Source organism: Nocardia sp. CA-135953, from assembly GCF_050955735.1.
Taxonomy (GTDB): Bacteria; Actinomycetota; Actinomycetes; order Mycobacteriales; family Mycobacteriaceae; genus Nocardia.
The window spans coordinates 6,920,508-6,940,838 of record NZ_CP192082.1 but is presented as its reverse complement, the minus strand read 5'-3'; the positions used below and the strand labels follow the sequence as shown (position 1 = coordinate 6,940,838).

At 67.9% G+C, this 20,331-nt stretch carries 14 protein-coding genes and 1 pseudogene; 8 read left to right on the top strand and 7 right to left on the bottom strand.

Annotation, left to right across the window (positions count from 1 at the left end; translation table 11 throughout):
- Positions 1-30: 30 nt before the first annotated feature.
- Together ACQPXH_RS31595 and ACQPXH_RS31590 are read right to left on the bottom strand one after the other, a co-directional pair.
- Positions 31-2,763 carry a LuxR C-terminal-related transcriptional regulator gene (locus tag ACQPXH_RS31595; protein ID WP_433600063.1) on the bottom strand — a complete coding sequence of 911 codons (2,733 nt, stop codon included), beginning with the start codon at positions 2,761-2,763 and terminating at the stop codon, positions 31-33.
- On the bottom strand, positions 2,763-4,571 hold the full coding sequence (locus ACQPXH_RS31590) for an Hsp70 family protein (RefSeq protein ID WP_433600062.1): 1,809 nt from the start codon (positions 4,569-4,571) through the stop codon (positions 2,763-2,765). Before ACQPXH_RS31590 ends, ACQPXH_RS31595 begins: the two co-directional genes overlap by 1 nt.
- Positions 4,572-4,860: 289 nt before the next feature.
- Between ACQPXH_RS31590 and ACQPXH_RS31585 the strand changes: the two genes are divergently transcribed.
- From ACQPXH_RS31585 to ACQPXH_RS31570, 4 genes are all read left to right on the top strand, one after another.
- Complete coding sequence (locus tag ACQPXH_RS31585) at positions 4,861-7,941, top strand: IniB N-terminal domain-containing protein (RefSeq protein ID WP_433600061.1); 3,081 nt, start codon at positions 4,861-4,863, stop codon at positions 7,939-7,941.
- A 32-nt stretch (positions 7,942-7,973) separates the two neighbouring features.
- Positions 7,974-9,839 (top strand): dynamin family protein, encoded by a 1,866-nt coding sequence (locus tag ACQPXH_RS31580; RefSeq protein ID WP_433600060.1) that lies wholly within the window; start codon positions 7,974-7,976, stop codon positions 9,837-9,839.
- Positions 9,836-11,389, top strand: a complete 1,554-nt coding sequence (locus tag ACQPXH_RS31575; protein ID WP_433600059.1) for a dynamin family protein — start codon at positions 9,836-9,838, stop codon at positions 11,387-11,389. Before ACQPXH_RS31580 ends, ACQPXH_RS31575 begins: the two co-directional genes overlap by 4 nt.
- A 198-nt stretch (positions 11,390-11,587) precedes the next feature.
- The gene (locus ACQPXH_RS31570; protein WP_433600058.1) at positions 11,588-12,229 is read left to right on the top strand and encodes an endonuclease; all 642 of its coding nucleotides are present in this window, start codon (positions 11,588-11,590) and stop codon (positions 12,227-12,229) included.
- Between the two features lie 3 nt (positions 12,230-12,232).
- Here ACQPXH_RS31570 and ACQPXH_RS31565 read toward each other — a convergent pair whose 3' ends face one another.
- Positions 12,233-12,505, bottom strand: a complete 273-nt coding sequence (locus tag ACQPXH_RS31565) for a helix-turn-helix domain-containing protein (protein ID WP_433600057.1) — start codon at positions 12,503-12,505, stop codon at positions 12,233-12,235.
- A 66-nt stretch (positions 12,506-12,571) separates the two neighbouring features.
- Between ACQPXH_RS31565 and ACQPXH_RS31560 the strand changes: the two genes are divergently transcribed.
- Entirely contained in the window at positions 12,572-13,186 is a 615-nt protein-coding gene (locus ACQPXH_RS31560; RefSeq protein WP_433600056.1) for an NUDIX domain-containing protein, read from the top strand.
- A gap of 3 nt (positions 13,187-13,189) precedes the next feature.
- Here the strand turns inward: ACQPXH_RS31560 and ACQPXH_RS31555 are convergent, their stop codons facing one another.
- The 3 genes from ACQPXH_RS31555 to ACQPXH_RS31545 all read right to left on the bottom strand — a co-directional run bounded on the left by ACQPXH_RS31555 (position 13,190) and on the right by ACQPXH_RS31545 (position 16,514).
- On the bottom strand, positions 13,190-14,350 hold the full coding sequence (locus ACQPXH_RS31555; protein WP_433600055.1) for a zinc-binding dehydrogenase: 1,161 nt from the start codon (positions 14,348-14,350) through the stop codon (positions 13,190-13,192).
- Positions 14,351-14,497: 147 nt separating this feature from the next.
- The gene (locus tag ACQPXH_RS31550; RefSeq protein ID WP_433600054.1) at positions 14,498-14,794 is read right to left on the bottom strand and encodes a hypothetical protein; all 297 of its coding nucleotides are present in this window, start codon (positions 14,792-14,794) and stop codon (positions 14,498-14,500) included.
- A 1-nt stretch (position 14,795) separates the two neighbouring features.
- Entirely contained in the window at positions 14,796-16,514 is a 1,719-nt protein-coding gene (locus ACQPXH_RS31545; RefSeq protein WP_433600053.1) for an MFS transporter, read from the bottom strand.
- A 116-nt stretch (positions 16,515-16,630) separates the two neighbouring features.
- Between ACQPXH_RS31545 and ACQPXH_RS31540 the strand changes: the two genes are divergently transcribed.
- Entirely contained in the window at positions 16,631-17,116 is a 486-nt protein-coding gene (locus ACQPXH_RS31540; RefSeq protein ID WP_433600052.1) for a MarR family winged helix-turn-helix transcriptional regulator, read from the top strand.
- Positions 17,117-17,118: 2 nt separating this feature from the next.
- Here the strand turns inward: ACQPXH_RS31540 and ACQPXH_RS31535 are convergent.
- Positions 17,119-17,409: pseudogene (locus tag ACQPXH_RS31535) on the bottom strand (FAD-linked oxidase C-terminal domain-containing protein); the annotation flags it as partial.
- A gap of 373 nt (positions 17,410-17,782) precedes the next feature.
- Here ACQPXH_RS31535 and dnaK point away from each other — a divergent pair.
- Both dnaK and grpE read left to right on the top strand, forming a co-directional pair.
- A complete protein-coding gene (dnaK, locus tag ACQPXH_RS31530; RefSeq protein WP_433600051.1) occupies positions 17,783-19,630 on the top strand; it encodes a molecular chaperone DnaK in 1,848 nt (615 codons plus the stop codon).
- Positions 19,627-20,313 (top strand): nucleotide exchange factor GrpE, encoded by a 687-nt coding sequence (grpE, locus tag ACQPXH_RS31525; protein WP_433600050.1) that lies wholly within the window; start codon positions 19,627-19,629, stop codon positions 20,311-20,313. The genes dnaK and grpE overlap by 4 nt, the downstream gene beginning before the upstream one ends.
- Positions 20,314-20,331: the final 18 nt, after the last annotated feature.

Genomic DNA, 20,331 nt, shown 5'->3' with positions numbered 1-20,331 from the left:
TTCGGCGTCACGGATCGGGCCGCACCCCGATCACACCAGCAGCGAGCCGTGTCCCATGGCGCGGAGCATCGACAATAACTCCGAACGGGAACGGGCACCGATCCGGCGTCGGATCCGGGCGACATGATGCTCCACCGTCTTGGCGGAAATGTACAGGCGAGCGCCGATCTCCCGGTACGTCAAACCGAGTAGGACGAGTTCGGCGACCTCGCGTTCGCGTTCACTGAGAATCGCCGCGGCGGCAACCGGTGGCGGGCCGGCGGCCTGACCGTCGCCCGAGGCCGCGGCCATTGCGGCCGGACGAGCCGCGGGCTCTTGCGGACGGGCTTCGGCGCGGACGGTTCTGGCCAGTTTCAGCAGGGTGGTCGCGGTCGCGGAATCGGCGGCGGCGAGTGCGGCCTCGCTCGCGAGCCGGGCGGCATCCCAGGTCAGCCCGATCTCGCTGAGTCCGGCGACCGCCGCCTGCACGGGAGCCGCGGCGACCTGGCCGCGCAGCACCAGCACCCAGGTGCGGCCCGCGTCGGCGAGGATCGCGGCATGCCGGTCACCGGCCTCGGCCGCGGCCTTGAGCAGCCGGGCGTGCGGGAGCAGTTCCTCCGGGCTCTCGTGTGCGATCGCGGCCTGCACGCCGTACCAGTGGAAGGCATTGGCCCAGGCGGGCGGCTGGTCGAGGCGACGCAGCAACGCGAGACTGGCATCGACCAGCGGTGCGATCCGGCGCTCGTCGCGCAGCCGGATGCCCGCGAGCCACAGTTCGCCGATCGGCAGCAGGGTGAGCAGGTCGGCGTCGACGTCGTCGAAGAGCGGATAGGCGGCCTGCCAGGCGCGGGTCAGTGCGGCATGATCGCCGCCGCGGCGGGCAAGACCGACCGCGACACCGTGCGCGAGCAGGCGGTCGCGGATATCGAGCGAATCCATTTGCAGCGCGGCGACAGTGGTCGCGGCGGCCTGTTCGTCGCCGCCGAGCATCGCCGCCCAAGCGGTCAGCACCTGCAACTGGTGACAGCGCAGGCCGCTGGTGGTGGCCCGGCGCAGTGCCTCACCGGCACGTCCCGGTTCGCCGGTGCTCAGGCACAGCAGCGTCGCGATGGAGACCGCGGTGCACGGCAGGAACCGATCGGTGCCCGCATCGGCCTGCGCGGCCTGGATGAGCGCGGATACGGCTGTGGCGGTACCGGATCCGTGTTCGACGATGGTGCGCGCGAGTGCGGTGGCGATCAGGCGGGCGTGCGCATTGGCCTCGGTCGGCGGCCACTGCGTCGCCGATTCGGACAGCTCCGCCGCGGCGGTCACCGAACCTGCGAGATATTGCACGGTCGCGCCGACCGCCCAATCCGCCCCGACCCGATGCGCGCCGAGCCAGGAATACAGTTGCGCCGCGCGCCCGACCAGACCGCGGCGGGTCAGCACCGCCGCGCAGATCCGCACGGCCGCAGCCAGTTCCGCGCCGGTGACACCGGGACGAGCCAGTACCGGTTCGGCAAGTCGCATGGCGGTATCGCCGTCGCCGGTGCATGCGGCCGCCTCGGCCCAGCGCAACGCGATGACATCCGGGTCCGCGCCGGTCGCCGCCGCGGCGGCGTAGTAGCGCACGGCCTCGCGTCCCGCCTTTTCCGCTGCGGCGCAGAGGAATTCGGCCAGCCGCTCATCGCGAACACCGGATTCGGCGAGCAGCAGCGCGGTGTGATCGCGCAGCAGACCCGCATCCAATCGCGCGTTGAGCAAACGACGCTGCACGGCCACGAAGCGGCGGTCGCCGAGCAGGGTGCGCAGCGGCGTGACGGCGGGTTCGAGCAGCAGATCGGCATCGGTGACCAGCGCGCTGGCCCTGGCCCGGTCGATCAGTTCCTGGGCCGCGGCGGTGTCCACGCCGAGGACCTCGGTGAGTTCGGAGGAGTCCAGGCCGGTGCCGGTGGTGGCGACGACCAGGGTTTCCAGCAGATCGGGCTCGAGGTTGTCCAAGAGGGTGCGGGCCCAGGCGGCGACGGCGTCGTCGACGGAGCGGATGCCGGCATCGATGCGGGCCGAGCAGGCGGCGGTCAGCGCGGCCACCACGCCGCCGCGGCTGCCCGCGGTCTGGCGATGGATGTGCTGGGCGACCGGGCGCGGCACCGCCATACCCAATTCGCGGGCGAACGGGGCGATATCGGAGACACCGAGTGCGCGCAGATCGGCCACCCGGCCGCGGCGGGCCACGGTGTCGGCGAGTGTGCGCAGCTGCGGATCGTGCGGGCGCGGCTGGGTCGCGACAATGACCGTGTAGCGGCCGGATTCGATGGTCGCGCAGAGGGATTCGAGATCCGAGTCGCTCAGGGTGTGGGCGTTGTCGATGATCAGGGCCGGGCGCGGTGTGCGTGGGTGTGCGCCGTCGAGGCGGTGGATCGGATGCGCTCCGTTATCGGTGCGCTGAATGATGTCGGTTTTCTGGGCGATTCGGGTTCCGTGGCCGGTGGCGTGCGCCGCGCCGATGGTGTGCGCATCGTCGTGGTCGGGGTGCTGCCCGTCGGCGCGGTGGGCGTCAGCCATCGCATGCGCTCCGTTGACCGAGCCCGCTTGCGCTGCAAGGTGTTCGGGCATTGCGGGGTCGTCTCGGAACGGGATGCCGTTGGCGCGCAGGCGGGCTCGGATCACCGAGAGGAGGGTGGACTTGCCGGAGCCGGAGCGGCCCCTGATCAGATAGACGACCGGTTCCCGGTCCGCGGAGTTCAATTCGCGGAAGATCTCGCGTGCCCAGGGCAGCGTGTCGAAGGCGGTATCACCCATCATCTGCCTCCGGGAATCTTGGGCAGTGCGGATTGGACGCCGCCGAGAGTGTCGCTCAAGGTGTCGCCCAAGTTGGTCTGCACGGGCGGCACGGTCGTGACCTGCACCTGCGTCGGTGTCTGCGGAGCAGGCTGCGGTTGCGGCGCGGGTTGGGTATGCGTCGCCGGAGCTTCCGCCGTCGGCTGGGTGGCCGGTGCGGGAGATGGTTGGTTCTGGGTGGTCTGGCCGTCGGCGGACTCGCCTGCGACGGGTTGGCTGCTCGCCACCGCGACGGTGCTCGTCGCAGCGGAACCCGGTTGTCCCGCAGCTGGTTTCGGCTTCGGACTGCCGACGGGCGAATCCTTCGCCGAGGTCGTCGCCGAGCCGGTGGGATTGCCGTCACTGGTCGCCGCGACGACGGAAGCGCCCGGTGTTGTCGTCGGATCGGAGCGCACCGGTGAGGTCGGACCGGGCTGCGCGCCGGTGCCGATGGCGACGGTGCCGGTCGCCAGTGCGCCGAGCACCAGTGCCGCACCCGCGATGACGGCGGCGCGGCGCCTGCGGCGGGGTCGGTCGCTCGTGCCGGGCAGGGTCTTTTCGGGCACGGTGTCATCGTGGGAAAGGCCGCCGCTTGCTACCGCGCTGTCGGCCACGCTGCTGTCGGCGGACTTTTCGACCGGCCGCGGCACGGTGGGCAGCTCCTCGGTTCTCGCGTTGCCGCCCATGACCGCGACCGGGGTGCGATCCACGGTGACCGACCTCAGGTCCGCGGCCAGTTCGGCGGCGCCGAGCGCGCTGGTGAGTCGTGGTTGCGGCGCCGCGACCACGGGGAGTGCGAATTCGGTGGAGATCAACTCGGCCACCAGCGGGATCGCACCGCCGCCGCCGGTGAGCAGCACCCGGCCGATTTTGCCGATATCGAGTCCGGCGCGATGTACCGCGTCACGGACGAGATCGAGTGAGGTGAGCAAGGGGCCGCGCAACAGGTCTTCGAGTTCGTCACGGACCAGCCGGATGTTTTCGGCATGGTGATCATCCGGGTTCAAACGGACCGGGACAACCGTCGCGGTATTTGTGGAAAGCTCTTCTTTCGCATATCGGCAGCGATCGCGTAATGCCGACAATTCCCGTTCCACCACCGGATCGAACGGATCGAAATCATTTCCACGCACGGCATTAGCCAGGACATAGCGCATGGTCAACAGATCGAATTCGGCGCCGGCGACATCGGTGGTGCGTAATGGCGCGCCGAGCACGGCAGCCTGCGCGCCGGTGCGGACCACCGAGACGGTGAGGCCGGAAGCTCCGAGGTCGTATACGACAACCGTGCCGTCGCCGAGCGGGCCGTGCGCGGCCTCCAGCCAGCGCACCGACGCGGTCGGCTCCGGAACCAAGGTCACCTCGCGCAGGCCCGCGCGATCCAGCGCGGCCCGCTGCACATCGACGGTATGTCGCGACCACCACGCCGGATGGCAGGCGACCATGGAGTGCGCGGCGCCTGCTCCGATCTCATCGATCAGACAGCCGACCGTGGTGGCCACGAGATCCGCTGCGGAGTGGGCGGTTCCGTCCTCGGCGAGGATATCCACCGGATCACCGACCCGGGCGAGGAAGTCCTCGAGTACAACGTCACTGGAGTGCCTGCCGGTGGGGCGAGCGCCGCTCCCGAACGCGGGCGCCGCATGCGGGGCGAGGCGCAGCACACTCGGATGGGTGATGACCGTGTCGCCGGAGTGACCCCTGTCATAGTCGCCGCCGTCCCCCGGGGTCGCCACGGCGACCGAATTCGACGCTCCGACAGTGATGCCGAGCGCCAGACGCTCTGTCATTCGAGAACCCCGTTCGAAAACTGTGTGGCCCGGTAGTCGCTGTTGTATAGACGGGAAGGCGCAGTGGACCTGCCAGCCGCAACACTTCTGTCGGTTGCTGGGCATCAGCCGTTACCCAGTCGGGGAAGGTGCGGGGAAATTCCCCTAATGGTTCGGGGGTCCCTAACGGGAACGTGTGGTTCGCAGTAGGGGTGCGCCCCGTTTCGGAGTAACGCCGGGCGTCCCTAGCGTGAAATGCATTCCAACGACTGCGGACCGCGAGGGTCCGCTCATCCAGGAGATGATTTCGATGACACCCAACGCGATTCTGGAGTTCATTCTCAACCTGCTCCGTGACCACGAGGCCGCGGTGGGTTATTGCGCCAACCCCGGCCAGGCGCTGGCAGCTGCCGGTTTGCCCGCCGTGACGCCGGAGGATATCGCCGCCGTCGCCCCCATGGTCGCCGAATCGGCCCTGATCGTGGGCGGCTCACAGCTGTCGGCGATCGTGGCGGCCGGCGGCTCCGGAGCGGTCGATACCGGTGCCGCAGCAGGGGCCAATACCGCCGCCGCGGTAGGACTCGGTGCGGCCGCCGACGCGGGCGTGGACCTCGGCACCGATATCGACCTCGGCGCGGACCTGGGCCTCGGCGTCGGCACGGGGCTCGACCTGGGTGCTGGGCTCAACGGCGCGATCGGCGCGGGCCTGCAGGCCGGAGCCGAACTCGGCGCCGGTCTCGGCAGCATTGTCGGCGCGGGCGCGGATCTGACCGCCGGCCTCGGCGGTGCGATCGGTGCGGGCGTACAGGCCGTGACGGGTCTCGGCGGTGCACTGGGTGGCGCGCTCGGCGCGGGAGCACAGGCCGGCGCCGATCTCACCACTGGTCTCGAGGGTGCACTCGGTGCCGGAGCGCAGGTCGGAGCGGGGCTGGAGGGGGCTCTCGGCGCGGGCCTGAACGGCGGAGCGCAGGTGATTTCGGGCTTGGAGACGGGTCTCGGTGGCGCAGTCGGCGCTGGTGCCGATCTCGGCGCCGGGCTCAGCGGTGCCATCGGAGCGGGCACCCAGTTGGGTGCCGACCTCGGCGGTGCCCTCGGTGCCCAAGCGGGCACTGACCTCGGCACGAGCCTTTCGACCGGCCTGAACGGCATTGTGAATGCGGGCACGCAGGCCGGCGCGAGTCTGGAGGCGGGCCTTGGTGGTGCTGTGGGTGCGGGTGGTCAGGTTGGCGCGGATTTGGGTGCTGGTCTGGGTGGTGTGTTCGATGCGGGCGCACAGGCCGCGACGGGTCTCGGGGCGGGCCTTGGTGGTGCTGTGGGTGCGGGTGGTCAGGTTGGCGCGGATTTGGGTGCTGGTCTCGGTGGTGTGGTCGATGCGGGTGCCCAAGCCGCAACAGGCCTTGGTGGCGCTGTCGGTGCGGGTGGCCAGCTCGGCACGGATCTCGGTGCCGGTCTCGGCGGCACGATTGGTGCAGGGGCACAAGCGATTTCGGGCTTGGAGACCGGCCTCGGCGGTGCATTCGATGCGGCCGCCGATTTCGGCGGCAGCTTGGGAGGCGCACTGGACACCGGCGCCCAGGCATCGACCGGATTCTCCAGCGCAATCGGCACCGCGGCCGACGCGAACGTTGATTTGTCCACAGGCCTGACAGGCGCGGTAAACGCCGGTGCGCAGGCGGGCTCCGATCTGGGTGGTGGCAGTCTGTCGACCGTTTTGGGAGGTGCGGCGGGTGCCGGTGCGCAGGCAGGTGCCGATCTGGCCGGTGGTTTGTCCACAGGTCTGGGTGGCGCTGTCGACGCGGGTGCTCAGGCGGGGAGCGGTCTGGGGGCGGGGTTGTCCACCGGGCTCGGTGGGGCTGCGCAGGCCGGTGCGGGGGTCGGGGGTGGGTTGTCCACAGGGGTGAATGGGGCCGTTGATGCTGGGGCGCAGGCTACTTCGGGGATCGAGGGGGCTTTCGATACGGCGGCGCATGCGGGGAGTGGGCTCGGGGGTGGGCTGGAGACTGGGCTCGGCGGTGTGGTGGATGCCGGGGCCGGGCTCGGTGGCGGCGTGTCGAGCGGGGCTTCGTCCGCGATCGGTACCGGTGCTCAGGTGACGACGGGGCTGGAGTCGAGTTTGGCTACCGGTGCGGCGCTCGGTGCGGGCGCTGAGCTCGGTGGCGGACTGTCGAGCGGTCTCGGTGGTGCGTTGGGCGGCGGTGCGCAGGTCGGATCGGATATCGGTGACGCTGGGGCGCACGTCACGTCCGGGTTCTCCAGTGCCATCGGTGGCGCGGCTGATCTGGGCGGCGGTTTGTCCACGGGTCTGGGCGGAGCGGTCGGCGCCGGTGCGCATGCCGGTTCGGAGCTGGGTGCGGGACTCTCGTCGGGTCTGAACGGCGCGGTCGGCGCCGCGACGCAGGCCGGTGCGGGGCTGTCCACAGGTGTCGGCGTCGGTGCACAGGCTGGTGCCGATCTCGGTGGCGGCCTGGCATCCGGACTGAGCGGTGCGGTCGGCGTCGGTGCGCAGGCGGGCGCCGATCTCGGTGCGGGCCTGTCCTCGGGTCTGAATGGCGCGGTCGGTGCCGGTGCGCACGCGGGTTCTGAGCTCGGTGCGGGTGTGAGCGGTGCGGTCGGCGCCGGCGCCCACGCGGGTTCGGAGCTCGGTGCCGGCTTGTCTTCGGGTGTGAGCGGTGCGGTCGGTGCCGGTGCGCATGCCGGTTCGGAGCTGGGTGCGGGACTCTCGTCGGGTCTGAACGGCGCGGTCGGCGCCGGGACGCAGGCCGGTGCGGGGCTGTCCACAGGTTTGGGCGGTGCTGTCGATGCCGGGGGCCATGCGGCTACCGGTCTGGAGACGGGACTGTCCACCGGTGCGGCCACCGGGCTCGGCGGCAGTGTGTCTACCGGAGCGCAGGGCGCCGTCGATGCCGGAACACACCTGGAGACCGGTCTTTCCAGCGGAATCAGCAGTGGCGTCCAGGTCGGCAGTGGCCTGGAAACCAGCCTCGGCGGTGGCGCGCACGCCGGAACCGGTTTGGCCACAGGCCTTTCCACCGGTGTCGGTGGCTCGGCGGACGCGGGCCTCGGCGGCGGACTCTCGTCGAGCGTCGACTCCACGGTGCACTCCGGCGCCGCGGCACAGGGCACCGCCAACGGCGCCGCGGATCTGGGCGGTCACGCCGGTTCGGCACTCACCGGCGGCGCCGCCTCGACCGTCGGGTCCACCGCGAATACCTGGTCGTCGCTGGATGTTTCGAGTGCCTTCGGTTCCGGACTCGACAGTTCGGCCGGATCGCATCTGGACACGTCGGTCACCGGACACAGCGATTCCAGCCTCTTCGCCGATACTCATGCGGGTACCGATCTGGCCGGACATGCCGGCGGCGATCTGGGCGGCGACGCCTTCCTGCACTGAGCGGCAGCGGATATTCGTACGAAAGAGGTTCGATGGGGACACCCGCAGTCAATGCTCAACCGCCCGCGGTATCGCTGCTGACGGTATTGGGTGAAACCATCGCCGCGGCGCGCGCCGCGGGTCGCAATGATCTGGTCGGTCGCCTGGAAATGGCGGCCGACCGGGTCCGCGATCCGCGGCGGCGCATCGTGATCGTCGGACAAGTCGGCCAGGGCAAGAGTTGTTTCGTCAATGCGTTGTTGAATCTGGAGATCTGCCCGGTCGGCGATGACGCGACCACCGCTGTCCCGACCTTGCTCGCGCACGGTCCCGAACCATATGTCGAACTGGTGCCGGCCGGTCCGAGCGGAACCGAGGAGGCGCGAGTTCCATTGCCGGTCGAGGAGATCGGCATGATCAATGTCCGCACACCGCAGGCACACGGCCGGCGGGTGCTGCGCATCGAGATCCAGCTCCCGAATCCGCTGTTGGCCGACGGCATCGTCCTGGTGGACACACCGGGCGTCGGCGGCCACGGAAGTGGTTATGCGGCAGGCGTACTCGGCCTGGTCGCCACCGCCGACGCGGTGCTGGTGCTCTCGGATGCCTCCACCGAACTCACCGAACCGGAACTGGCCTTCCTCCGGCAGGTCCGCGAACTGTGCCCGACCACCGCGCTGTTACTCACCAAGATCGATCTGTATCCGCACTGGCGCCAAGTGCATCAGGCCGACGAGGGCCATCTGAGCCGTGCGCGCGTCGAGGTGCCGATCATCCCGGTTTCCTCGGTTCTGCGCAGGCACGCGATGATTCTGCAGGACCAACAGTTGGGTGCCGAATCCGGCTTCGGTGTGCTGTACCAGTTTCTTCGCGAGCAGGTGGTAGCCCGCGATCAAGCCGCCACCCTGGTCGCGGTGGCCCACGATATCCAGTCCGCCGCAGAGCATTTGGCGCTCGCGCTCGGCAGTGAACTGGTCGCACTGCGCGATCCCCGCCAGGGCGCGATGGCGGTCCGTGAGCTGCAAATCGCGAAGACCACCGCCGAGGATCTGCACCGGCGTACCTCGGCCTGGCAGCTGACCCTCTCCGACGGCATCACCGATCTGGCCGGCGATGTCGATCACGATCTGCGCGAGCGCCTGCGCGAGATCGCCCGAACCGGTGAGGAGTGGATCGATAAACACGATCCGGGCCGCCATTGGGATCGGATTGCCGAATGGCTCACCGGCGATATCGACACCGCCCTCGGCGACAACCTGCTCTGGACACATACCCGCGCCGTCGAGCTCGCCGAGCGGGTCGCTGAGCACTTCACCGAGATCGGCATGGTCGAACTGCCCGATGTCAGCTCCGGCCTGCACACCGAGGACAGCCGCGCCGGGGGAGGGACCCTCGCCGATCTCGAGCCCGATATCGGTTTCGGCAGCAAAATTCTGGTCGGCATGCGGGGTTCCTACGGTGGTGTGCTGATGGTCGGCCTCGCGACCACCTTCGCCGGGCTGGCGATGCTCAATCCGATCTCCATCGGCGCCGGTGTCCTGGTGGGCGGCAAGGCTTTCCGCGACGACAAGCAGGCCAGGCTGGCCCGGCGCCGCAATGAGGCCAAGGTCGCCATTCGGCGCTTCATCGATGACGTCGCGTTCCAGGCGGGCAAGGAATCCAAGGACCGCTTGCACCGCATCCATCGGGCTCTGCGCGATCACTACACCGGCGTCGCCGAACGCAGCCTGCGCTCCATCGACGATTCGCTGCGGGCCGCGCAGGAGGCGGCGAATATGGAAACGGCCCGCCGGACCGAGCGCTGCGCGGTACTCGACCGGCAGCTGCACATGGTCGCCGAGCTGCGCCGCTATGCGGATGCTATGCAACCTGCCATCGTCGCGCCGCGGAAAGGAGCCGCCGGTACGGTAACCCCGTGAGAAGAGACGTGACCCGGCATGATGCTCGGCGGGCGCCCGGCATCGTCGCCGAGGCGCATCAGCTGGTCGCCGCGGCCAGGCAGGCATTTCCCCGTGAGCCGCGACCGCATGCATTGCTGGCCGACTGTGCCCGCCGCCTGGATCAGCCGCTGCGGGTGGCACTGGCGGGTTCGTTGAAGGCGGGCAAGTCGACTCTGCTCAACTCCCTGGTCGGTCAGGACATCGCCCCGACCGATGCGACCGAATGCACGCGCGTGGTCACCTGGTACCGCAACGGCTCGACCCCGAGTGTGACGGCCTACGCACCGGACGGCTCGACAGCGAATGTGGTGGTGCGCCGCGGCAGCGGCACGCACGGGCTCACCTTCGATTTGGAACGACTGAACTGGAATGCGCCGGGTCCGCGCGAGGTGGACCACCTGGAGGTCGAGTGGCCCGCTGCCACACTGGCGAATACCACCATTATCGACACCCCTGGCACATCGTCGCTGTCGCGGGAGGTGTCGTTGCGGACCGCGCGATTGCTCACGCCCGGTGACGCCGACGGCATGGCGGCCGTATCGATTCCGGGTGCGGACGCCGTGGTCTATCTGCTGCGTCGGCTCGACGACGCCGACGTCCGGTTCCTCGAACAGGTCGGTGTCGGAACCGCTGGTGCGCAGGATATTTCGGGTCCGCTAGGTGTTATCGGAGTGGTCTCGCGTGCCGACGAGATCGGGGCGGGCCGAATCGACGCACTGCATTCCGCTCGCGATGTCGCGGCACGTTTCGCGGGCGAGTTGGAGCGAATGGGACTGTGCCAGGCCGTAATTCCGGTCGCCGGTCTGCTCGCATTCGCCGCGGCGACCCTGCGTCAGCAGGAATTCACCGCATTCGAGGCGCTGGCCCGGGTGCCGGTCGACGAGCTGAGCGCCGCACTACTCTCGGCGGATCGCTTCGCCCGCCCCGATATTCCGCTCCCGGTCCCGCCGGAACTCCGCGCGCAGCTGGCGGCCCGTTTCGGCCTGTTCGGAATTCGCACGGCGGTCACCCTGATCCGCCTCGGTGTGCGCGACTCCGCCACGCTGGCAGCGGAATTGACCAATCGCAGCGGTGTGGACGAACTCCGCTCGGTACTCGACGTTCAATTCGGCCAGCGCGCCGACCAGCTCAAGGCGCACTCGGCCCTCACCGCCCTGGCCCGTGTCCTCAACGCATACCCCGGCACCCCCGCCGACCAGCTGCTACCCCGGGTCCGCACCCTGCTCGCCGACGTGCACGGTTTCGCCGAACTCCGCCTACTCGGTCGCCTGCGCACCGATGAATTGGCGCTGCCCGCACCGGATCTCGCCGAACTGCACCGACTGATCGGCGGCTCCGGCGTCGCCCCGCATCTGCGACTCGGCCTGCCATTCGGCGCCGACCCTGCCGTACAGCGCGCCGAAGCCATGGCCGCTGTGCGCAAATGGCGGGCCCGCGCCCGCCACCCCCTGGCCGACCAGTTCACGACCACCGCCTGCCTCACCGCAGCCCGCAGCGCCGAAGGCACCCTCAGCCTGCTCCCGGAGTGATCCCGACGCTTCTGGAAAGCTGTCGCGTTCGCGTCCGGGGATTGTCGGTCTGTTCGGAATGCGGCGTGAGGGCACTGCCGCGTTCTCGCCGGATGGTCGGCACGCTGCCGGATCATGCGAGCACACGGCGGAGTTTCGCCGTGAGTGTGGACCCGCGACCCCTGGGTACGCCCCGGATATCGAACCCAGGAGCATGCGATGACTCAAAAAGATGTGGTGAACGCTTTGCTGGACCGGGCGGGCACCGCCTACGCGGCCGAGGCCGGTATCACTCTGGCCGATAAGCCCGCTCCGCTGTTCCAGCTGCTCATGCTCGCCGAATTGCTCAGCACCCGGATCTCCGCCGATATCGCCGTCGCCGCGACCAAGGAACTGGTGAGTACCGGATATCGCACCCCGAACCGGGTCGCGGACGCCGACTGGCAGGAACTCGTCGACGCACTCGGACGCGCCCACTACAAGCGCTACGACGAAAGTACGGCGTCCCGCCTTGGCGCCAACGCGTCTCGCGTGCTCGACCGCTACGGCGGCGATCTGCGCAAACTCGCCGACGAAGCCGACCACGAGCCGACCCGCGCCGCCGGACTGCTGCAACAGTTCCAGGGCATCGGCCCGACCGGCAGCGATATCTTCCTGCGCGAAGTCCAGGACATATGGACCTGGGCTCGACCACATTTCGACGAACGCGCCCTGCGCGGCGCCGAACGCGTCCGACTTCCGAAAGACCCGGACCGCTTGGCCGATCTGGCCCCCGAAAACCACACCGCCGACCTGGCCGCCGCATTGGTGCGTGTCGCACTGGACCGCGAGATCGCCGATCAGGTGCTCGCCGCCACCTGAGGATCAGGTGATCAGCACCTGTACCCGTAGACCGGCCGCGGCGATCATATTGACCAGCGCGTCCAGGCTGAACAGCTGCGTTCGGCCGCCGAGCAGATCGGAGATCCGCGCGGCGGTCACGCCTAGGTGCTCGGCGGCGGCGTCCGGACTCCAGCCCTCGGCCGCGATCCGGTCGGTCAGTTCGAATATCAACCGCGACCGCAGCCGCATGTTCTCGACGTCGCTTCGGACGTCGTCGATCGCATCCCACACGATGTCGAAGATCTTCTCGGCCATGCTTAGCCCACCTTCTCGAGCTGTTCGAGGACGTATGTGCGCTGCTGGTGTACAAGTGGAGAGACCGTGCCCATCGTCGCAGCAGGTGCGGTCCAACGGCGGCAACTCCGCCGAACCCGCGTATTTCCGGACCCGGCGAAGGAAGGTCGTGAGGTGATGTCGGACCGTGACGCGAAACCGTTCGCCCAGGTGAGACTGGCTGCGGGGGCTCTTTTCGTGCGCGGCGAGGACGTGCTGCTCGTCCATTCGGTCGATCGGGGCTGTTGGGACATTCCGGGCGGCATTGTCGGGCCCGGCGAATCACCGGCGGCGGCCTGTCGCCGCGCGATCGGCGAAGAACTCGGCCTCGACCGCCCACCGCAGCGCCTGCTCGTGCACGACTGGGCACAGAGCCCCGCGGGCGACAAGATCCACTACATCTTCGACTGCGGCGAACTCGGCGAAGAATCGGCCGTCCAACTGTCGGCGCGCGAACTGGACCGCTGGCAGTGGGTCCGCGTCGACACTGTGGACACGTTCGCCCGAGCCGAACTGTGCCGCGGCGTCTGGCAGGCCTTCCGTGCCCGGATGGAGGGCCACGCCGTCTACCTCGAGCACGGCGAACCCGCGCTCAGCTACCCGGACACCGCGGCGCCCTCATGGCTCGATCGGCAGCCCGATCGCGACCGGCACCTCGGCTGAGCGTCAGGGCGTCGTCGCCGTACTGGCCGGGTCGATCAGTATTTTCGCGTGCTGTTCCGGATCTGCGAGCGCGGTGAACGCATTATCGATACCGTCCAGGCCGACGGTTCCGGTGATCAAATGGTCCGGATCGACCTTCCCGTCGGCGATCATATGCAGCGTGTCGCGGAATTCGCCCGGGTCGTAGCCGAAGGCGAAGCGAAGTTCGATTTCCTTGTTGATGGCCATCGCGGGTTGGAAGCGGTCGGTCTCCATACAGACGCCGACCACGACAACGCGCGACAGCGGCGGCGCGGCCGCGAGGATCTGATCGATAATCCCCGGCACGCCGACGCATTCGAAGATCGCCGGACCCGCCGGACCCGCATCGAGCGCGTGCGCCAGCCGGAATACGTACCACCATGGCAGATTCGGGATTCGGCGCAGCCGTTCCATGGTGTCGAATCCGAGGCTGAGAATATCGGTGACACTATCGATCCGCCCGCGTTTCGGCGCTGCCTCCCAAGGGGATTCGGTCGCGGGATCGACGACGATATCGGCGCCGCAGCCGACGGCGAGTTCGCGGCGGCGCGGCGAAAAATCACTGGCGACCACGGTGCGCACGCCCGACGTCTTCAGCATGCTGATAACAGCCAAACCAATTGGGCCACACCCGATTACGAATGCCGTCTGCCTTTTGCCGACTCGCCCCTTGCGCACTGCGTGCCAGGCGACGGCCATCGGTTCGGTGAGCGCGGCATGTTCGGTCGAAAGTCCGTTCGGGATCGGCATTGTCATGGACTCCTGCGCAACCACCTGCTCGGCATACCCGCCGGGAGCGGCCGCCGAGAGCCCGGTCAGCTGCGGTGCGCCGTCGTGGCGCACGATCGGCAGTGCCACCACGGGTGTACCCGTGTGCCAGCGTTTGCGGCAGCCCGGCCCGTAATCGACTATCTCGCCACTGAATTCGTGTCCGAGCACCACCCGCTGTTCCGTGCGCATGAATTGGTCGTATCCGGTGCGTGCGGCCAGCTCGGCCATCTCGTCGGCATGGGTGCGGGCATGCAGATCGGACCCGCAGATGCCGCACCGCGACACATTGATCAGCACCTGCCCGCGCCCGGGCGTCGGTGCTGGCAAATCCTCCACCGAAAACTTGGTATCGGTGACGACGGCGGCCCTCATGACGAACTCCTCGGATCGGCGGCGCGCGGTGAGGCGGTCGAAGCCTCCACATGCCACCTTACTGCCGCGTATATCAGATGCAGCGGAAATGCGAGTCCGGGCCAGGACGGCGGTCCCCGCGCCGAGTCGGGCACCGCCGTCTGGCTACTACCGACGCTCCAGCGTCGGAATGACCATCTCGTTCAGATAATCCTCGATACCGCGACCGCCGCGCTTGGCCTCGTGTACGGCGACGTGCCGGTCGGCCGCCTTTCGCTGCAGTGCCGCACGCGAATCCGCTTCCACGCCACCACCGATGATCAGATCGGTGATCTCGCCGGTATCGAGCACGCGCAGCGCCTCGGCGTCGGCGATGGTACCCACTGCGATATACCCATTGGCCTGCAACAATTCCGTGGCGGTGTCGACGACGGCTCGGTCGCGTCCGATGGCGAGTACTTTCATCTCAGGCTCCTGTTGGTACCAATTCCAGAGGGTCGTCTTCCAGAGGGTCGTCGATTTCGTGCTGCTCGAGCCGTGCGTCCTTGGGGAGCACGAGGAAGCCGAGGCACATGACGGCCAGTAGGCCGATGCCGTACCACAGCGTGTAGCGGAAGGTGTTGGCGAAATTCACCGCATTGGCTCGTTCGCCCGCATCGGTGAGCACCTGTGCCACAGCGTAATTGCCCACATCGGAGCTCTGGCAACTGGCCGGGACCGCCGTCGGATCCACCTGTGCCGACCGATCATGAACGCAGGCAAGGAAATTCGCGATGATCCGATCCTGTGCGGGTTCGGGAAGGCCGATCGTCGAGAGTTCGGTGCGCACCTGCGGCGTGACCGCCTCGACTCCGCGCGTCGAATCATGGTCCAGCTGACCGAAGAAGACCACGCCGACCAATGCGACACCGAGCGCGGTGCCGAGCTGCTGTCCGGTATTGAGCAGTCCGGACGCCGCCCCCGCCTCACGTGCGGGCACCTGACCGAGTAGCAGGTCGATGGTCGGCGCGACCACCATGCCGAATCCGACACCGGTGACGATCAGCGGAATGACCATCTGCCATGACGCGATCGACGCACCGTAGTGCGCGGCCAGCCACCCGTACAGCGCGAATCCACCGGCGTTCACCACACCACCGGCGACCAGCACGACGCGCCCGAACCGCGGCGCGAGCACACTCACCGAAATACCGGCCCCGATGCCCGCGCCGACCGCGAAGAAGACTGCGGTTAGCCCGGCCCGCATTGCCGACCAGCCCAGCCCGGCCTGCATGAACAGCGTCCAGATCAGGAAGAACCCGCCGAGCCCGATCCAGAACAGCAGCCAGCTCGCGAGGCCGACGGTGAACGGACGGGACCGGAACAGCTCCAGATCGATCAGCGGGGATCCGACCGTCCGTGCCCGCCGCCGCTCGAAGACGACGAATGCGCCGAAGACCACCGCGGCGCTCGCCATCATGACGAAAGTCCATGCGGGCCAACCCAATCGGCGGCCCTCGGTGAGCGGATAGGCCAGCAGCAGCACCGCGGAGATCGCCAGCGCCATGCCGATGGGATCCAGCCGCGGCGAGGCCGGCGAGCGGGAATCCCGCATGACGATGGTCGCGGCGATCAGCGCCGCGATCCCGACCGGCACATTGACCAGGAAGATCGGCCGCCAGTCGAGATCGAATAGATTCCATTGCACCAGCAGTCCGCCGAGTGACAGGCCGACCGCGGAGGCCGAGCCACCTACACCGCTGTAGATCGCGATGGCCTTGGCGCGCTCTTCCTGCGGGAAGGTGGCACGGATGATGGCGAGGATCTGCGGCACCATCAGCGCGGCCATCGCGCCCTGGACGAACCGGGAGGTGATCAGCATGGTCGGATCCGAGCTAAAGCCGCACGCGGCCGAGGCCAGCGTGAATCCGGTCATGCCGATCAGGAAGATCCGCTTGCGGCCGTAGATATCGCCGAGTCGGCCGCCGGTGATGAGCACCGCGGCGAAGGCGAGCACATACGCCGCGATGATCCATTCGATCTGCGAATACTGGGCGCCCAGATCGGTCTGGATGCTCGGTACCGCGACATTGACGATGGTGACGTCGAGTAGATCCATGAACCCCGCGGCGAGCACGACCGCGAAGGCGATCCATCGGCGCGGGTCGAGTGGCGCGTCTGCGCCCGGAGAGATGTCGGTATCCACGAGAAGGCTCTTTTCGAATCGGTGAAGTAGGACGGCACCTCAAACTATGCACATCATCTGATTATCAATCAAGTGTGCAATCACTAAGAGTGTGTTGATCGGGGTATGCTCGGAGAGTGACCGAACCGACCTTCGTGCCGCTGTCCGAGCACTCCGCCTTCCTGCTCGGTCAGCTCGGGTTCCATGTCGCCGCGCGCTTCACCGATCTGCTCGCGCCGCTCGGTATCAGCCCGCGCCACTACGGCACGCTGCGAATATTGAGTGCCAACGATGGCCAATCGCAGCAGCAACTGTGCGAGGCGCAGCGGATCCACCGCAATGTGATGGTCGGGCTGGTGGACGAACTGGAGAAGCGCGGACTCGTAGAGCGACGCAAACATCCGACCGACCGGCGCGCACACGCGGTGTATCTACTCCCGGCGGCGCACGAGCTGCTCACCCGGGCCGAGACGATCGTGACCGGTTTGGATGCCGATGTCACGGCGGCGCTCGAACCCGACGAGCGCGCCACCCTGGTCGACCTTCTGCAGCGCACCGCCGCGGCGAACGGACTCGTCCCGGGCATTCACCCGGGACTGGCCCGCCCGGTGGACAAGTGCTGAACTCAGATCAGCACGCCGGGATCGAGGATTCCGGCCGGATCCAGCGCGGACTCGGCTGCCCGTAACGCAGTCGCGAACGGGTCGGGGCGCTGGCGGTCGTACCAGGGCCGATGGTCTCGGCTCACTGCGTGATGGTGGGTGATGGCCCCGGCCGCGGTCGAGAGCGCCTCGGAGACTGCGGCTTTGGTGTCATCCCACTCCACGAGCGTATTGCCCCGGCGACCTGCGGCGTAGATTCCGAAGTGCGGTGCCGGACCGTCCGGGTACACATGGGTGAAGCGGCAGGTCGGCAGCCAGGTCGAGTGCGCGTTCCATTCAGGTGTGCGTGGGGTGATCGGCGGATTCGAATCAACGATTCCGGCTCGGGCCATCGGGCCTGACAAGACCTTTCTTCCCGCATCGGGAATAGAACATCGTGGGCCATCGGTTGAGCTGATCGACAATGTTGAGTGTGTTCGACTCAAGTTTCAGTTGACGCCCGGCGTCGAATGGGTGCAGGATTGAGCCGACCACGCTCAGCGTTGCTGGGACCGTGCTCCGTGAGGTGCTCGGGACGAGGTCTCGTGGCACCCGACCCGGTCGGATGTCGCAGAGCGGGCAGATCGCCCGAAGACCGCGATTACCCAGCACCGACACAAGAAGTTACGTCAACTAGGAGGAACCACCATGGCTCGTGCGGTCGGAATCGACCTCGGGACCACGAACTCGGTCGTCGCCGTTCTCGAAGGCGGCGAGCCGGTCGTCGTCGCGAACTCTGAAGGATCGCGCACCACCCCATCGATCGTCGCGTTCGCCAAGAACGGAGAGGTTCTGACGGGTCAGCCCGCCAAGAACCAGGCGGTCACCAACGTCGACCGCACCATCCGCTCGGTCAAGCGCCACATCGGCACCGATTGGTCGGTGGCCATCGACGACAAGAAGTACACCGCGCAGGAGATCAGTGCGCGTGTGCTGATGAAGCTGAAGCGTGACGCCGAGGCCTACCTGGGCGAGGAGATCACCGACGCGGTCATCACCGTGCCCGCGTACTTCGAGGACTCGCAGCGTCAGGCCACCAAGGAGGCCGGTCAGATCGCCGGTCTGAACGTGCTGCGCATCGTCAACGAGCCCACCGCGGCCGCACTCGCGTACGGCCTTGACAAGGGCGACAAGGAACAGACCATCCTGGTCTTCGACCTCGGTGGCGGCACCTTCGACGTCTCGCTGCTGGAAATCGGCGAGGGCGTCGTCGAGGTCCGCGCCACCTCCGGCGACAACCACCTCGGTGGTGACGACTGGGACGAGCGCGTCGTCAGCTGGCTGGTCGACAAGTTCAAGGCCAGTGCGGGCATCGACCTGACCAAGGACAAGATGGCCATGCAGCGCCTGCGTGAGGCGTCCGAGAAGGCCAAGATCGAGCTGAGCTCGAGCCAGAGCACCTCGATCAACCTGCCCTACATCACCGTCGACGCCGACAAGAACCCGCTGTTCCTCGACGAGCAGCTGACCCGCGCCGAATTCCAGAAGATCACCTCGGACCTGCTCGACCGCACCCGCGCGCCGTTCCAGTCCGTGATCAAGGACGCAGGCATCAATGTCGCCGATATCGACCACGTCGTGCTCGTCGGTGGCTCGACCCGTATGCCCGCCGTCTCGGACCTGGTCCGCGAGTTGACCGGCGGCAAGGAGCCCAACAAGGGCGTGAACCCGGACGAGGTCGTCGCCGTCGGCGCCGCCCTGCAGGCCGGTGTGCTCAAGGGTGAGGTCAAGGACGTCCTGCTGCTCGATGTCACCCCGCTGTCGCTGGGTATCGAGACCAAGGGCGGCGTGATGACCAAGCTCATCGAGCGCAACACCACCATCCCGACCAAGCGCTCGGAGACCTTCACCACGGCCGATGACAACCAACCGTCGGTGCAGATCCAGGTGTTCCAGGGTGAGCGCGAGATCGCCTCGCACAACAAGCTGCTCGGTTCCTTCGAGCTGACCGGTATCCCGCCGGCCCCGCGCGGCGTGCCGCAGATCGAGGTCACCTTCGATATCGACGCCAACGGCATCGTGCACGTGACCGCGAAGGACAAGGGCACCGGCAAGGAGAACACGATCAAGATCCAGGACGGCTCCGGCTTGTCCAAGGAGGAGATCGACCGGATGGTCAAGGACGCCGAGGCGCACGCCGCCGAGGACAAGACTCGCCGCGAGGAGGCCGAGACCCGCAACCAGGCCGAGTCGCTGGTGCACCAGACCGAGAAGTTCATCAAGGAGAACGAGGACAAGGTCCCCGCGGATGTCAAGACCAAGGTCGAGGCTGCCATCGCCGAGGCCGACGAGGCGCTCAAGGGCACCGATATCGCGGCCGTGAAGTCCGCGGTGGAGAAGCTGGCGACCGAGTCGCAGGCGCTGGGTCAGGCGATCTACGAGGCATCGGCCGCCGACCAAGCCGCGTCCGGCAACGGCGCGTCGAGCTCCGCAGGCGATGACCAGGTCGTGGATGCCGAGGTCGTTGACGAGCCGGTCGACACGGAGAAGAAGTGAGCGACGGAAACTCCGAACAGGAGCCGATCACCATCGTCGACAATCGCAAGATCGATCCGGAGGAGCGGAGCCCGCGAAGCGACCAGACGGCGCAGGCTGGTGAAATCCGGGAACCGGCGGCGCAGCAGCCCGCCGCCGGGCCCGGTCCCGAAGCCGGGAACGGCACCGAACCCGTCATCGGTTCCGATGCGGGGGCCGAGATCCTGGCCGAGGCCATCACCAAGGAACTGGCCGAGCGCACCGCCGACTTGCAGCGGCTGACCGCCGAATACGCCAACTACCGGCGTCGGGTCGAGCGGGACCGCCAGGCCACCATCGATTCGGCCAAGGCGGCCGTGGTCTCCGAATTGCTCGGTGTACTCGACGATCTCGATCGTGCGCGGGCGCACGGCGATCTCGATGCCGGACCACTCAAGTCGGTCGCGGATAAGCTCGCCGACGCGCTGCACAAGCAGGGACTGCAGGAATTCGGTACGGAGGGTGAGCCTTTCGACCCGACCCTGCACGAAGCCGTGCAGCACGAGGGCTCCGGCCACGATCCGGTGATCGGCCTTGTCATGCGCAAGGGCTATCGGTTCGGCGATCGAGTGCTTCGGCACGCACTCGTCGGGGTAACCGATGGCGTGGCCGATCTGGTCGAAGAAGAGGCATCGGATGCTGATGCCAATGCGAACAACCAATAGGAACCCGAGAGGAGGAGA

Bases quoted from the DNA above. Each gene is read 5' to 3' on its own strand.
- ACQPXH_RS31585 (WP_433600061.1), top strand. From the start codon at position 4,861: ATGACACCCAACGCGATTCTGGAGTTCATTCTCAACCTGCTCCGTGAC.
- ACQPXH_RS31580 (WP_433600060.1), top strand. From the start codon at position 7,974: ATGGGGACACCCGCAGTCAATGCTCAACCGCCCGCGGTATCGCTGCTG.
- ACQPXH_RS31550 (WP_433600054.1), bottom strand. From the start codon at position 14,794: ATGAAAGTACTCGCCATCGGACGCGACCGAGCCGTCGTCGACACCGCC.
- ACQPXH_RS31555 (WP_433600055.1), bottom strand. From the start codon at position 14,350: ATGAGGGCCGCCGTCGTCACCGATACCAAGTTTTCGGTGGAGGATTTG.
- dnaK (WP_433600051.1), top strand. From the start codon at position 17,783: ATGGCTCGTGCGGTCGGAATCGACCTCGGGACCACGAACTCGGTCGTC.
- ACQPXH_RS31595 (WP_433600063.1), bottom strand. From the start codon at position 2,763: ATGGGTGATACCGCCTTCGACACGCTGCCCTGGGCACGCGAGATCTTC.
- ACQPXH_RS31590 (WP_433600062.1), bottom strand. From the start codon at position 4,571: ATGACAGAGCGTCTGGCGCTCGGCATCACTGTCGGAGCGTCGAATTCG.
- ACQPXH_RS31565 (WP_433600057.1), bottom strand. From the start codon at position 12,505: ATGGCCGAGAAGATCTTCGACATCGTGTGGGATGCGATCGACGACGTC.
- ACQPXH_RS31570 (WP_433600058.1), top strand. From the start codon at position 11,588: ATGACTCAAAAAGATGTGGTGAACGCTTTGCTGGACCGGGCGGGCACC.